This window comes from Microbacterium sp. NPDC090003, from assembly GCF_044748385.1.
Classification (GTDB): domain Bacteria; phylum Actinomycetota; class Actinomycetes; order Actinomycetales; family Microbacteriaceae; genus Microbacterium.
Genome location: NZ_JBIVFW010000001.1, coordinates 1,061,803 through 1,074,391, shown reverse-complemented (window position 1 = coordinate 1,074,391; position 12,589 = coordinate 1,061,803). Strand labels below are relative to the sequence as shown.

Below are 12,589 nucleotides of genomic sequence, written 5' to 3'. Positions count from 1 at the left end.
CGAAAGACTTTCTGGGGTGGGGAGGTGGTGCAGGCGATCGTGTCGCGTGAGGCTTCGCCGGATCAGGCGAGAAGTTTCACTCTATCGCGCGTCCTCCGCGCGCTACCCCGCCCGGCACCGCCCCACGATGACGTGCAGGTCACCCGGTGTTCTGCAGGCCCGCCGCGACGCCGCTGACCGACAGCAGCAGCAGTCGCTGCTGCTCGGCATCGGCGCCGGAACCCGTCGCCTGGGCATCCGCCGGCGCGCGCAGCGCACGCAACGCGCGCAGCTGGAGCAGCGAGAGCGCGTCGACGTACGGGCTGCGCAGCTGCACCGCGCGCTGCAGTACGGGCTTGTTCTCGAGCAGTCCTTCTCCACCGGTGAGGCGGATGACCCACTGGCGCGTGAGAGCGAGTTCGTCGAGCACGAGAGCGGCGAGGTCGTCGCGATCGCCGAGCGCGAGGTACTCGCGGGCGATGCGCTCGTCGGTCTTGGCGAGGCTCATCGCGACGTTGTCGATCATCGTGCGCAGCAGCGGCCACTCGCGGTACGCCTCGGCGAGCAGGGCTTCGTCTCCGACAGCCTCGAGCGCGGTGCCGAGACCGAACCATCCGGCGAGGTTGATGCGGGCCTGTGTCCAGGCGAACACCCACGGGATGGCACGCAGGTCTTCGAGCGACTCCACCGAGAGGCCGCGGCGTGCGGGACGCGAACCCAGCGCGAGCAGACCGATCTCCTCCATCGGGGTCACGGTCGCGAACCAGGGCGCGAAGCCGTCGGCCTTCACGAGTGAGAAGAAGCGATCGCGCGAGGAGCGATCCATCACGGCCGCCACCTCGGCGTAGCGGGCGGCGGCACTGCTCGTGCGCTCCTCGACCGACGGGGAGGACGCGAGCAGCGTGGCCGCGGCCACCTGGTCGATGTGCCGCATCGCGATGGCCGGCTCGCCGTAGCGGGCGAAGATGACCTCGCCCTGCTCGGTGAGCTTGAAGCGGCCGTCGACCGAGTGCGGCGGCTGGGCGAGGATCGCCGAGTTCGCGGGTCCGCCACCGCGCCCGAGGGCACCGCCGCGGCCGTGGAACAGCGTCAGCTCGATGTCGGAGTCCTGCGCCCACTGCGCGATCTTCTCCTGCGCCTCGTAGAGCGCGAGGTTCGCGGCGACCGGGCCGACGTCCTTCGACGAGTCGGAGTACCCGAGCATGACCTCGAGGCGGTTGCCCGTCTCGGCCATGCGCGCCCGGAACTCGGGGAAGGTCACGGCCTCGGCGAGGATGCCGGGGGCCGCCTGCAGGTCGGCGAAGGTCTCGAACAGCGGCACGACGTCGAGCACCGGGGCATCGTCTCCGAGCGCGTGGCGGGCGAGACGGTGCACGTTCGCGAGATCCGAGGCGGCCTGGGTGAAGGAGACGACGTAGCGGCCGGCGGCGCGCAGGCCGCGGTCGCGCTGGATCTCGGCGATCGCGCGGAAGACCTCCAGCACCTCTTCGGTCTGGGCGCTGATCGGCTCGTCCGACTCCAGCTCGGCCAGGGCCTTGGCGTGCACCTGCGAGTGCTGGCGCACCTCGAGTTCGGTGAGGTGGAAGCCGTAGGTCTCGACCTGCCAGATGAGGTGCTGCACCCCGCCGAAGGCGTGGCGGCGCGCGCCGGAGGCGGCCAGCGACGCCTGCACCGCGCGCAGATCGGCGAGCAGTTCCTCGGGCGTGCCATAGCGCTGCGCACCGTCGCCCTGGCGGGTCGCCGCGACCCGGTGCGCGAGCAGCAGCAGCACGCGTCGGTGCGGTTCGTCGGGGGAGCGCGTGGCCAGGGCCGCCGCGGCATCCGCATCGGCACCGGCGAAGTCGTTCCACAGGGCGGTGACCTCGGCGCTGGGCGGCGTGGTCTCGGCGTCGAGTGTGAGCGTGCGGCCGATGCGCTCGAGGGCGCGCTCGAGGCCGCGGAGCACGTGGTCCGAAGCGATCTGCGAGGCCTCACGGGTGACGGATGCCGTCACGAACGGGTTGCCGTCGCGGTCGCCGCCGACCCACGAACCGATGCGCACGAACGCCGGGACGACGGGCGCGCTCGCGCCGGACTCCTCGCCGCGGAGGGCGTCGTCGATGCGGCGGTAGACGTGGGGGACCGTCGTGAAGAGCGTCTCGTCGAAGACGCCCATGACCGTGCGCACCTCGTCCGTCGGAGACGGCTTCTGCGAGCGCAGCGGCGCGGTGCGCCACAGGGTGTCGATCTCCTCGAGCATGCGGCGGCGGGCGCGGTGCTGCTCGGCGCCGCCCGCGCTCGCCGCATCGTGCTGCGTCAGCAGGTCGGAGAGTCGGCGGATGCTCGACGAGACGGCGCGGCGGCGCGCCTCGGTCGGGTGCGCTGTGAAGACGGGGTGGAAGCGCAGACCCGCCAGGCGGCGGCGTGCCTCCTCGTCGCCGACCTCGGTGCGCAGACGCGCGTAGGCGGTCGCGACGGTGTCGGCCGCGTCCTCGCGGCCCGGCTGCCCCGCCCGCTCGCGGAGCACGCGCACGCGCTGGTGCTCCTCCGCGAGATTCACGAGATGGAAGTAACAGGTGAAGGCGCGGGCGACCTCGTCGGCGCGGGCGATCGTGAACGACTCGGCGATCGCCGAAGCCCGCTCGAAGGCATCCGAGGTCGAGTCCTCGTACGCCTGGATGGTCGCGAGGCGCAGCCGCTCGACATCGTCGAAGAGGTCGTCGCCACCCGCCTCGCGCAGCACCTGTCCGAGGAGTCCGCCCAGCATGCGCACATCGGAGCGCATCGCGTCCGGTATGCCCTGCCCTGCCTCGAAGCGCCCGATGACGCGGATGGCTTCGGTGTTGGTGGGCTCGGTGAAGACGTGTTCGGGGGTCACCCGTCGAGCGTATCCCGGTCGGCGGGGCCGCCTCGAACGCATGACGGTCTGCGACGTCATGCAGACGCCTAACATGAGGGGTGATGCGCATCTCGGCGAACCCCCTTCGCGGGCAGCAGTTCCCGGCCGTCCTCCTGCTGGTGGCAGCGGGGCTCGGCCTCCTTCTCGCGAATCTGCCGACGCACGACCCCATCGCCGCGGCGCTCGACGTGCATCTCGCGGTGCCGGGCACGACCCTCGACCTCTCCCTCGCGCACTGGGTGTCCGACGGCCTGCTCGCCGTCTTCTTCTTCGTGGTGGCGATCGAACTGCGTCACGAGCTCACCCATGGCGAGCTGGATTCGCCTCGTAAAGCCCTCCAGCCCGCGATCGCGGCGACGGGCGGAGTGCTCGTCCCGATCGCGATCTACCTGCTGATCGCGGGCGACGGTGCGACGGCATCCGGCTGGCCGATCCCCACCGCCACCGACATCGCGTTCGCACTCGGAGTGCTGGCGATGTTCGGGCGGGGGCTGCCCTCGAGCGTGCGGGTGTTCCTGCTCGCTCTCGCGATCCTCGACGACATCATCGGCATCGTCTTCATCGCGGTGCTGTTCGCCCGAGACGTGCAGTGGGTGCTCCTCGGAGCGGCCGCGGTGGGTGTTCTGCTCTTCTGGCTGCTCAGCCGCCGGCTCGGAGCGCGCGGTCACTTCGCGATCGCCGCGACGATGATCGCCCTGGGCGTGGTGTGCTGGGGCCTCGTGGCGGCATCCGGTATCCACGCGACCATCGCCGGGGTGCTGCTCGGCCTCGTCATGGCCCCGACCCCGGCGTCGCGCAGTCGCCATGCCCTCGAACCCGCGGTCAACGGCGCGATCCTGCCGCTGTTCGCCTTCGTCGCGGCGTTCGTCGTGATCCCCGCCGTCTCGCCGAACGAGTTGTCCCCGGCGTTCTGGGGCATCGTCGTCGCACTGCCGGTGGGCAAGATCATCGGTATCGGGGTGTTCGGGTGGCTCGCCATGCGCATCCGGCCGCGCGGGACGGAACCGACGCTCCACCTGCCCGACCTCCTCGCCGCCGGCTCGCTCGGCGGCATCGGCTTCACGGTCTCGCTCCTCCTCGCCAACCTCGCCTTCGCCGACGACGCGGGCATCCGCGATCAGGCGATCCTCGGCGTGCTCGTCGGTTCACTGCTCTCGCTGGTGGTCGCGGGCTTCACCGTCTCGTGGCGCGCACGCCATCATCGCCGCCTCGCCGCGGCTTCCTGACCACCTCCGACGGAACGAGAACACATGACCGGCCAGCCCGAGCAGCCGAACGCGGTCGACCCTCTCCGCGCTGCGGCCGACACCATGCGCGCCGTGCGCGAGCGCTGCGTGTGGTCGCAGCGGATCACCCACCGCGACCTCGTGCCCTACCTGATCGAGGAGTCGCACGAGGTGATCGACGCGGTCGAGAGCGGCACCCGCGACGACCTGCGCGAGGAGCTCGGCGACCTGCTGTGGCAGGTGCTCTTCCATGCGGCGATCGCCGCGCAGGACCCCGACGCCCCCTTCGACATCGACGATGTCGCCGACACCCTGACCGAGAAGATGGTGCGGCGGCATCCGCACGTCTTCGCGGGAGAGACCGCGACGACGCCCGAGGAGGTGCTCGTGCACTGGAACGCCGCGAAGGCGGCGGAGAAGCGCACGCGCACGAGCGTGCTCGACGGGGTGCCCCGGGGGATGCCGGCGCTGGCGCTCGCGCAGAAGCTCACCGGTCGCGCGGCCGGGGCCGGTATCGATGCACCGGTGGCCGACGGACCGTCGAGCGAGGCCGAACTCGGGGAGGCACTGCTCGCCCTCGTGGGGCGCGCACGCGTCGAGGGGTGGGACGCCGAGCGGGCGCTGCGCGAACGGCTCCGCGCCCTCGAGCAGGACGTTCGGTCCGCCGAAGAGTGACGCGGGCCTCCCGGCAGACCTGGAAAGATGGACGCGTGGCTACTGTGAACCCGCCGCGCGGCATGCGCGACATCCTCCCCGCCGACAAGGCCCGCCGTGAGCGCGTGCTCTCCGTCATCCGCGAGCGCTACCGCGCGCACGGGTTCGACGAGATCGAGACGCCGGTCGTCGAGGAGTACGCGCGCCTGCACGCCGGCATCGGTGGCGATAACGAGAAGCTCGCCTACAACGTGCTGCGCCGCGGACTCGACGCCGACGCCATCCGCGCGGCCGCCGCCGACCCCGCCGCGCTGTCGGATCTGGGGCTGCGCTACGACCTGACGGTGCCGCTCGCGCGCTTCTACGCCAGCAACCGGGCGCAGCTGCCCGGCGTCTTCCGCTCGATCCAGATCGGCGCGGTGTGGCGGGCCGAGCGTCCGCAGAAGGGGCGCTACCGCCAGTTCGTGCAGTGCGACATCGACATCATGGGCGACGACTCCTCGCGTGCCGAGGCCGAGCTCATGGTCGCCTCGCTCGACGCCGTCGATGCCCTGGGGCTGGAGGGGGCGACGGTGCGTATCAACGACCGTCGCGTGCTCGACTGGATGCTCGAGAGCTTCGGCTTCGGCGAGGACGAGCGCCCCGGGGTGCTCATCACGATCGACAAGCTCGACAAGATCGGCCCCGACGGTGTCGCCGCCGAGCTGCGCGAGCGCTCTGCCACTCCGAGCGCCGTCGACGCGTTCGAGGCGTTCCTGCGTCGCCCGCAGACCGGCGAGTACCTGCCCTATGGCGAGGCCCAGATCCGCAAGGCGCTGCCCGCAGGCGCCCCCGACGACATCGTCGCCCACCTCGTGGGCATCGGCGAGGCCGTCGCGGTCGGTCGCGCGTCAGGGGCGACGGATGCCGACGGCATCCCGCTCGTCTTCGACCCCTTCCTGGTCCGGGGCATGGGCTACTACACCGGCACGATCTTCGAGCTCGCGCACCCCTCGGTCGGCTACTCGCTCGGCGGTGGCGGTCGCTACGACGGCATGATCGGCCGCTTCCTCGGTCAGCAGGTGCCGGCGGTGGGCTTCTCGCTCGGCTTCGAGCGCCTCGTCGACCTCGTCGCGGCGGGCGGCGACGACCGGGGGGAGGCGATCGTGCTGGTGCACGACGCCGATGTCCCGGTCGCCGAACTGATCGCGCACAAGACCGCGCTGATCGCCGAGGGCGCGCGCGTGCGTCTCGAGCGCCGCACGAAGAACCTCAAGGCGCTGCTCGAGCGGGCATCCGCCGACGGCTTCACAGCTTTCGCCACGGTATCGGCCGGGGCTGCCTCGCTGGAGCGCAAGCCGCTCGCCTGACGGTCTGCGCCGCGCCCGCGTTCACGCGGCGTTCACGTCACCGAGGTCGAATCGGGGCATGGGACGAACACGCCTCCCCTTCCTCCTCGGTGCCACCGTTCTGACCGCAGGCTTCGCGGTCGGCGGGCGTGTCCTCCTCGCCCGCCAGGCGGCGATCGCCCGGCGTCGGATCGGCAAGCCGCTGGGGGAGGACTCGCTGGATGCGGACCGCATCTGGCGACGCTCCCTCGACGGCGAGCCGATCGAGCTCCTCGTGCTCGGCGACTCGCTCGCCGCGGGCCTCGGTGCGGCACGGCGCAAGGAGACCCTCGGCGGACGCATCGCCAAGGGCCTGGCCATCCGACTGCACCGTCCGGTGCGGTTGCGCACCGCCGCGGTCGTCGGCTCGGAGTCCCCGGATCTCGACGAGCAGCTCGACGCTCTCGCAGCGGGGTACCGGCCCGATGTCGCGGTGATCGTGGTGGGTGGAAACGACGTGACGCATCGTCTTCCGATCGCGACATCGGTGAGCCATCTCGATGCGGCCATCCGGCGGCTACGCGCGCTCGGCGCGGAGGTGGTGGTGGGTACCTGTCCCGATCTCGGATCGCTGCGCCCGGTGCCGCAGCCGCTGCGGCGGATCGTGTCGAGCCTCTCTCGGCGGCTCGCGGTCGCGCAGACGGATGCCGCGCGCGTCGCCGGGGCCGAGCCCGTAGACCTGCGCCGATCGGTCGGGCCGATGTTCTTCGATGAGCCGGAGCAGATGTTCAGCCTCGACCGGTTCCATCCCAGCGCCCTCGGTTATCGCCGCACGGCCGAGGCACTGCTGCCGGCTGTCTGCCGTGGAGCGCAGCGGTCGATCAGGACGCGTCCTCGCTCGGCGCCGCGCTGAACGAGGCGGCCCAGTCGGCGACGCGACGCGCGCTCTCCGCGTCGGAGAGGTCCTCCACACGGCTCATGATCGACCAGCGCACGCCGAACGGGTCGCGGATGCTCGCGTAACGGTCTCCCGAGACGAAGTGCGAGGGCGCTTCGCGCACCGTCGATCCGGCGTCGACCGCGCGCGCCACCGCCGCATCCACGTCCTCGACGTACAGACCCATCGAATAGCAGTCGTCGTCGCCCTCCGGTGCCGGCACGAGGTGGTAGTCCGGGCTCGGCTCGCCCAGCTGGAGCAACCCCGTGCCGAAGTCGAGGTCGGCGTGCGCGACCACGCCGCCGAACTCGGTGACGTCGACGACGCGCGCCTCGAAGACGTCGCGGTAGAACGCGATGGCGTCGGCCGCGCGGGGGATCGCGAGGAAGGGGGTGAGCGAGGTCGCGCTGTGCGGGCGGCCGGCGGTGGTGTGGGTTCCGGTCACGCCGGTGGTGGGGATGTCTGCAGTCATGCGACGACCGTACGGCGGCGCGGATGCCGTGCGCTTGAAGATCCGCGACAACCCGTGTCGGTCGTCGGATCTAGGGTGGGCGCATGGTGGATCCGACCCGTGGGGTGCTGTATCCGGAGCGTCTGCCGACGTTCCACCGGATGGCGCCCACCGGGGCGGGGGCCGAGCTCGTGGAGTGGTTCTGGATTCCGGAGTGGCGGCTCTCCGCTGACGAGGTCTCCCGTCAGTACATCGTCGGATATCCCGCGGTGAACCTCGTCGTCGAGCACGACGGGGTCACGGTCTCGGGCGCGACCACGCGGGCGTCGTTCCGAGATCTGCGCGGAGAGGGATGGGCCGTCGGTGCGCTCCTGCGTCCGGCTGCGGTCGGCGCTCTCCTCGAGGATCCCGCGGCCCTGGTCGACGGCGTCCGCTCGTTCCCCGCGCCCGAGCTGTACGACGCGGTCGCGGAGGCGATGCGCTCGGGCGGCGGCCATCGGGAGCGCGCAACCGAGGTATTCGGTGCCTGGCTGACGGAGCGGGTCGGTGCGCTCGACGACGCTGCGCACCAGGCGAACGCGCTCGCGGTCGAGCTGATGGGAGGACACGGTGCGACCTCGCCCGAGGAGGCGGCGACGCGGATGGCCGTGTCGGTGCGCACACTGCAGCGGATGGCGCACCGCTACGTCGGGGTCGCTCCGGCGGCGATGATACGACGTCGTCGCCTGCAGGAGGCCGCGCAGCGTGTGCGCGATGATCCGGGCGTCGATCTCGCAGGGCTCGCGGCCGAGCTCGGGTACGCCGATCACGCGCATCTCACCCGCGACTTCCGTGCGGTGCTCGGGTTCGCCCCGCGCGACTACCGGTCGGATGCCGGGGGCTGAGCGCGGGGTCCGTTCCTGCGCCGGGTGTGCAACACGATCGCGCGGCCGGCCACGCCCACGAGCACGACGGCGGTGCCGATGAGCGACGCCAGCACGGGGAGCGTGTTCACGAGCATCAGGCAGCCGAGCGCGCCCACGACCTGCAGTGCGCGGGGGAAGCGGCGGGCCGCGCCCCGCTGCCGGAATGCCGCGGCGTTCGCGATCAGGTAGTAGAGCAGCACTCCGAACGACGAGAATCCGATCGCGTCGCGCAGGTCGGCCGCCAGGACGATGCCGATCACGACCACGCCGATCGTGATCTCGGCCCGACGGGGCACCTGCCAACGGGGATCGACCTTCGCGAGCACCGCGGGAAGGTCGTGTTCGCGCGCCATCGCCAGGGTCGTGCGCCCGATGCCCGTGAGCAGCGCCAGGAGCGCCCCGAGCGATGCGGTCGCCGCCGCGACGCGCACCACGGGTGCGAGCCATTCCGTGCCGGTGGCCGCGAGTACATCGACCAGCGGGGCGGGGCTGTTCGCGGCATCCGCCCCCAGCGTGAGCATCACGACGGCCGCGACCCCGCCGTAGACGACGACCGCGCCGCCGAGCGCGAGCAGGATCGCACGGGGGATCGTGCGCGCGGGATCCACGACCTCCTCGCCCATCGTCGCGATGCGGGCGTACCCGGCGAACGCGAAGAACAGCAGACCCGCGCCCTGCAGCACCCCGTAGGCCGTTGCATCGGGGAGCGCGGGAGCAGCGGTGGCGGGCGATATGCCGAACCCCGCAGCGACGACGATCGTCAGACCGATCAGCGAGAGCACCACCAGGATGCGCGTGACCAGCGCCGTGCGCGTCACGCCGAAGCAGTTCACCGCGACGAGGGCGGCGACGGCGACCACAGCGACGGGCGTCTCCCACCCGGCGGGCGCGGCGTAGGCGGCGAAGGTCATGGCCATGGCCGCGCAGCTGGCGATCTTGCCGATCGCGAAGCTCCACCCGGCGACGAACCCCCACCAGGGGCCGATCTCGGCGCGGGCGTAGGCGTAGGTGCCTCCCGCGACGGGGTGGGAGGCTGCGAGCTGGGCGGAGGCGGTGGCGTTCGCGTAGGCGACGATCGCGGCGATCAGCAGGGCGACGGGAAGCCCCGCGCCGGCGACGTCGACCGCGGGCGCCCAGACCGAGAAGACGCCGGCTCCGATCATCGAGCCGAGACCGATGAACACGGCATCGGCGAGTCTCAGTCGGCGGGCGAGGGGCATCCCGTCATCGTCGCACCGATCGGTGAACGGCGGGTGACCCGCGTCAGCGACGTGCGTCGGTGACGCGCTTCTTCTCTCGGATGTAGACCTCGCGCCGCACGCGCGCCACCACGTCGCCGTCGCGGTCGGTGATCACGGTCTCGAACCACTCGAGCACCTTGCCGCCGCCGTGTGCCTTTCGCCGGATGTCCTCCGCGCGGGCCTTCGACACGGCGAACTCCGCGGTCAGCACTCCGCGTCCCGGCTTGATCAGGTCGATCTCGCCGCGGGTGTCCCACACGACGTAGTCCCGGCCGAGCTGGTGCATCACGAGCATGAAGAAGTACGGGTCGGTCATCGCCGACATCGATCCGCCGAACGCCGTCTTGACGTAGTTGCGGGTGAAGACGTTGACGTGCAGCTCGACGGTCGCGTGGGTCCAGTCGTCGCTGAAACGACGGACGTGGATGCCGCTGAACAGGTTCGGGGCCCACAGGCTCATGCCGATCGCGAGGCGGCGGGGAGTGATGCGCATGGCGCCAGTGTGGCCGAGCACCTCCGGTGGGTGAAGTTCGCTGGAGGATTGCGACAGTTGTTATAGTTCTCCTATAATTAATAGAGAAACAAGGAGGCGAGATGCTCATCAGGGTCGACATCGACAGCACGCGGCCGCTGTACGACCAGGTCGCCGCCTCCGTGCGAGCCGACATCCTCGCGGGCACCCTTCGCCCCGGCGACAGGCTGCCCTCCGCGAAAGAGGTCGCGGCGGCCCTCGACATCAACCAGCACACCGTGCTGCACGCCTATCAGGGGCTCCGTGACGAGGGGCTCGTCGATCTGCGTCGGGGGAGGGGGGCGGTCGTCGCCGCCTCCGCCGCTCCGCTCGCCGAACTGGCGAGCGATGTCGCCGAACTGGTGCAGCGCGCCGCCCGGCTCGGCGTCTCCTCCGACACGCTCGCCGCCCTGATCCGCTCTCATCGTGCCGGTGCGTCCGGCACCGCAGGCCCCGAGGAGGTCGCCCCATGACCACGCACCCATCCGCTCAGGGATCCGAGACCCCTCGCGCCCGCGCGGCGTTCCTCGCCGTCGGTGTGGCCCTTCCCGTCGCGCTCGTGGCGATCGGCACCGCCGTGATCGCCGCGTGGCTGCCGTCTCTGCCCGACCCCGTCGTCATCCACTGGGGAACCGCCGGCGCCGACGGGTTCGCCGCGCCGACCGCGTACTTCTGGCTGCTCCTCGCGGTCGGTCTCGTGCTGCCGCTCGCGCTCGCGCTCACCTCCTTCGGCGCATCGCGCGGGAGGTGGGGAGCGACCACGCGACTGATGGGCGGCTTCGCAGCCGGACTCTCGGCGTTCGGGTTCACCCTGTGCCTCGGGTCGCTCGCGCTGCAGCGCGGACTGGCCGATGCCGCCGACACCCCCGACGTCGGGCTCGTGCTGCTGCTCGCGTTCGTCGTCCTGGCCGCGGGAACGGTCGCGGGGTGGGCCGTGCAACCGCGCGTCATCGACGAGGGGGCGGGCGTCCTCGAACCCCGGCTCGCCGTGCGAGTGGCCGACGGCGAACGGGTCGTCTGGCTCGGCACGACGACCATGCCGCGCGCGGCGCTGCTGTCGATGGCGGGCGTCGCCCTCCTCCTCGCCGTGCTCGCGGCGTACATGCTCGCGGCGGGTGTCGCCGGCGCGTGGGCCGTCGCGATCAGCGTGATCGTGGTGGGCGGCGCGCTCGCCCTCACCTCCGCGTTCCGCGTGCGCATCACGCCGTCGGGGTTCGCCGCGCGGTCCCTGCTCGGATGGCCGCGGGCCGTGATCCCGATCGACCGGATCGTCTCGGCACGCGCCGTCGACATCTCTCCGTTCGGGGACTTCGGGGGCTGGGGGTGGCGGATCGCGGTCGACGGCCGCACGGGGATCGTGATGCATCGGGGCCCGGCGATCGAGATCGCACGCCGCGACCGCAAGCCCTTCATCGTCACGGTCGACGGCGCCGAAGAAGCCGCCGCGCTCCTGCAGGCGTACGCCGACCGCCACGGATCCGACAGCGAACGAGAGGCCTCCTGATGACCGCTGCAAGCCCACCCCTTCCCCGACGCGTTCCGTGGAGCGCGGTGATCGTGTTCGTCGCGCTCGCCTGTGGTCTCGCGTGGCTCGTGGCGCTGCCGCTGTGGCTCGGCGCCGGGCTCGCCTCGCCGCTCACCCCGGTGCTGCTGCCGGTGATGATGTTCACTCCGGCTCTCGCCGCGCTCATCGTGACCTTCGCCCTGCGCGTGCCCGCCCCGGGCGGCCGTGCCCGATTCCTCGGACTCTGGCCGCTCCGGCCGGCGAGGCGCGTCATCTGGCTGATGGTGGCGGGATGGCTCGTCCCGCCCGTGCTGGTGGTGCTCACGACCCTGGTCGCCGCCGCGCTCGGGTTCGTGCAGATCGACCTCGCCTTCGGCGGCTTCGCCGCCCAGATCGCCGCGCTTCTTCCGCCGGGTGCTCCGATGCCGCCGATCGGGCTTCTGGTCGCCGCGCAGTTCGCGTTGATCCCCGCCGGCGCGCTGTTCAACAGCATCCTCGCGTTCGGCGAGGAGTTGGGCTGGCGAGGGTGGCTCCTGCCCGCTCTGCGACCTCTCGGCACGTGGCCCGCCCTCCTCCTCAGCGGAGCGATCTGGGGACTGTGGCACAGCCCGGTCATCCTGCTCGGGTACAACTTCGGCCGGGTCGACTTCTCGGGTGTGCTGCTCATGGTCGCCGGATGTGTCGCCTGGGGCATCGTGCTCGGCTGGCTGCGGCTTCGGTCGGCCTCCCTCTGGCCCGCGGTGCTGGCGCACGGCGCGCTCAACGCCGCCGCCGGGCTCGTGCTGGTCGTCGCCGCCTCGCCGCCCGACATGGCGCTGGCAGGCCCGCTCGGGGTCGCGAGCTGGATCGTGATCGCCCTCGTCGTGCTCGTGCTCGTCGTGACCGGCCAGTTCCGGCGCCAGCCGGAGCTCGCCGACGGTCAGGGGCGTCTGCTGTCGGCTCCGCGCGACGGGGCGGTGAGCGCACCCTCTTGACGCTGTCGGATGCGGCGGGTTG

Annotated in this window: 12 protein-coding genes; 8 read left to right on the top strand and 4 right to left on the bottom strand. The window is 71.9% G+C overall.

Going from position 1 to position 12,589, the window contains the following annotated elements; all coding sequences use genetic code 11:
• Window positions 1-139: 139 nt before the first annotated feature.
• Entirely contained in the window at window positions 140-2,836 is a 2,697-nt protein-coding gene (locus ACIPVN_RS05290; RefSeq protein ID WP_400440406.1) for a phosphoenolpyruvate carboxylase, read from the bottom strand.
• Window positions 2,837-2,919: 83 nt separating this feature from the next.
• Here ACIPVN_RS05290 and ACIPVN_RS05285 point away from each other — a divergent pair, with 83 nt between their 5' ends.
• The 4 genes from ACIPVN_RS05285 (at window position 2,920) to ACIPVN_RS05270 (ending at window position 6,957) form a co-directional block, all read left to right on the top strand.
• Entirely contained in the window at window positions 2,920-4,083 is a 1,164-nt protein-coding gene (locus ACIPVN_RS05285; RefSeq protein ID WP_400440403.1) for a Na+/H+ antiporter NhaA, read from the top strand.
• 24 nt (window positions 4,084-4,107) lie between these two features.
• Window positions 4,108-4,758: a MazG family protein gene (locus ACIPVN_RS05280; protein WP_400440401.1), complete on the top strand. Its 651-nt coding sequence runs from the start codon at window positions 4,108-4,110 to the stop codon at window positions 4,756-4,758.
• A gap of 62 nt (window positions 4,759-4,820) precedes the next feature.
• Complete coding sequence (hisS, locus tag ACIPVN_RS05275; protein WP_400443314.1) at window positions 4,821-6,086, top strand: histidine--tRNA ligase; 1,266 nt, start codon at window positions 4,821-4,823, stop codon at window positions 6,084-6,086.
• A 58-nt stretch (window positions 6,087-6,144) separates the two neighbouring features.
• Complete coding sequence (locus ACIPVN_RS05270) at window positions 6,145-6,957, top strand: SGNH/GDSL hydrolase family protein (RefSeq protein ID WP_400440398.1); 813 nt, start codon at window positions 6,145-6,147, stop codon at window positions 6,955-6,957.
• Here the strand turns inward: ACIPVN_RS05270 and ACIPVN_RS05265 are convergent.
• The gene (locus ACIPVN_RS05265; protein WP_400440396.1) at window positions 6,926-7,453 is read right to left on the bottom strand and encodes a VOC family protein; all 528 of its coding nucleotides are present in this window, start codon (window positions 7,451-7,453) and stop codon (window positions 6,926-6,928) included. The genes ACIPVN_RS05270 and ACIPVN_RS05265 overlap by 32 nt on opposite strands.
• A gap of 83 nt (window positions 7,454-7,536) precedes the next feature.
• Here ACIPVN_RS05265 and ACIPVN_RS05260 point away from each other — a divergent pair, with 83 nt between their 5' ends.
• Complete coding sequence (locus ACIPVN_RS05260) at window positions 7,537-8,316, top strand: helix-turn-helix domain-containing protein (protein ID WP_400440393.1); 780 nt, start codon at window positions 7,537-7,539, stop codon at window positions 8,314-8,316.
• Here ACIPVN_RS05260 and ACIPVN_RS05255 read toward each other — a convergent pair.
• Together ACIPVN_RS05255 and ACIPVN_RS05250 are read right to left on the bottom strand one after the other, a co-directional pair.
• A complete protein-coding gene (locus tag ACIPVN_RS05255) occupies window positions 8,292-9,557 on the bottom strand; it encodes an APC family permease (RefSeq protein ID WP_400440391.1) in 1,266 nt (421 codons plus the stop codon). The two genes, ACIPVN_RS05260 and ACIPVN_RS05255, sit on opposite strands and share 25 nt — an antisense overlap.
• A 43-nt stretch (window positions 9,558-9,600) precedes the next feature.
• On the bottom strand, window positions 9,601-10,071 hold the full coding sequence (locus ACIPVN_RS05250; protein ID WP_400440388.1) for a PaaI family thioesterase: 471 nt from the start codon (window positions 10,069-10,071) through the stop codon (window positions 9,601-9,603).
• Between the two features lie 101 nt (window positions 10,072-10,172).
• On the opposite strand from ACIPVN_RS05250, the gene ACIPVN_RS05245 reads away from it, so the two are divergent.
• Genes ACIPVN_RS05245 through ACIPVN_RS05235 form a run of 3 tightly spaced genes read left to right on the top strand, consistent with a single transcriptional unit; the run spans window position 10,173 to window position 12,567 of the window.
• Window positions 10,173-10,562, top strand: a complete 390-nt coding sequence (locus ACIPVN_RS05245) for a GntR family transcriptional regulator (RefSeq protein ID WP_400440385.1) — start codon at window positions 10,173-10,175, stop codon at window positions 10,560-10,562.
• Window positions 10,559-11,593, top strand: a complete 1,035-nt coding sequence (locus tag ACIPVN_RS05240) for a DUF1648 domain-containing protein (RefSeq protein WP_400440382.1) — start codon at window positions 10,559-10,561, stop codon at window positions 11,591-11,593. The genes ACIPVN_RS05245 and ACIPVN_RS05240 overlap by 4 nt, the downstream gene beginning before the upstream one ends.
• Window positions 11,593-12,567 (top strand): lysostaphin resistance A-like protein, encoded by a 975-nt coding sequence (locus tag ACIPVN_RS05235; protein ID WP_400440379.1) that lies wholly within the window; start codon window positions 11,593-11,595, stop codon window positions 12,565-12,567. Before ACIPVN_RS05240 ends, ACIPVN_RS05235 begins: the two co-directional genes overlap by 1 nt.
• Window positions 12,568-12,589: the final 22 nt, after the last annotated feature.

Excerpts from the sequence above, each read along its gene's own strand:
- ACIPVN_RS05285 (WP_400440403.1), top strand. The coding sequence starts at position 2,920 with ATGCGCATCTCGGCGAACCCCCTTCGCGGGCAGCAGTTCCCGGCCGTC.
- ACIPVN_RS05280 (WP_400440401.1), top strand. The coding sequence starts at position 4,108 with ATGACCGGCCAGCCCGAGCAGCCGAACGCGGTCGACCCTCTCCGCGCT.
- hisS (WP_400443314.1), top strand. The coding sequence starts at position 4,821 with ATGCGCGACATCCTCCCCGCCGACAAGGCCCGCCGTGAGCGCGTGCTC.
- ACIPVN_RS05270 (WP_400440398.1), top strand. The coding sequence starts at position 6,145 with ATGGGACGAACACGCCTCCCCTTCCTCCTCGGTGCCACCGTTCTGACC.
- ACIPVN_RS05265 (WP_400440396.1), bottom strand. The coding sequence starts at position 7,453 with ATGACTGCAGACATCCCCACCACCGGCGTGACCGGAACCCACACCACC.
- ACIPVN_RS05260 (WP_400440393.1), top strand. The coding sequence starts at position 7,537 with ATGGTGGATCCGACCCGTGGGGTGCTGTATCCGGAGCGTCTGCCGACG.
- ACIPVN_RS05255 (WP_400440391.1), bottom strand. The coding sequence starts at position 9,557 with ATGCCCCTCGCCCGCCGACTGAGACTCGCCGATGCCGTGTTCATCGGT.
- ACIPVN_RS05250 (WP_400440388.1), bottom strand. The coding sequence starts at position 10,071 with ATGCGCATCACTCCCCGCCGCCTCGCGATCGGCATGAGCCTGTGGGCC.
- ACIPVN_RS05245 (WP_400440385.1), top strand. The coding sequence starts at position 10,173 with ATGCTCATCAGGGTCGACATCGACAGCACGCGGCCGCTGTACGACCAG.
- ACIPVN_RS05240 (WP_400440382.1), top strand. The coding sequence starts at position 10,559 with ATGACCACGCACCCATCCGCTCAGGGATCCGAGACCCCTCGCGCCCGC.
- ACIPVN_RS05235 (WP_400440379.1), top strand. The coding sequence starts at position 11,593 with ATGACCGCTGCAAGCCCACCCCTTCCCCGACGCGTTCCGTGGAGCGCG.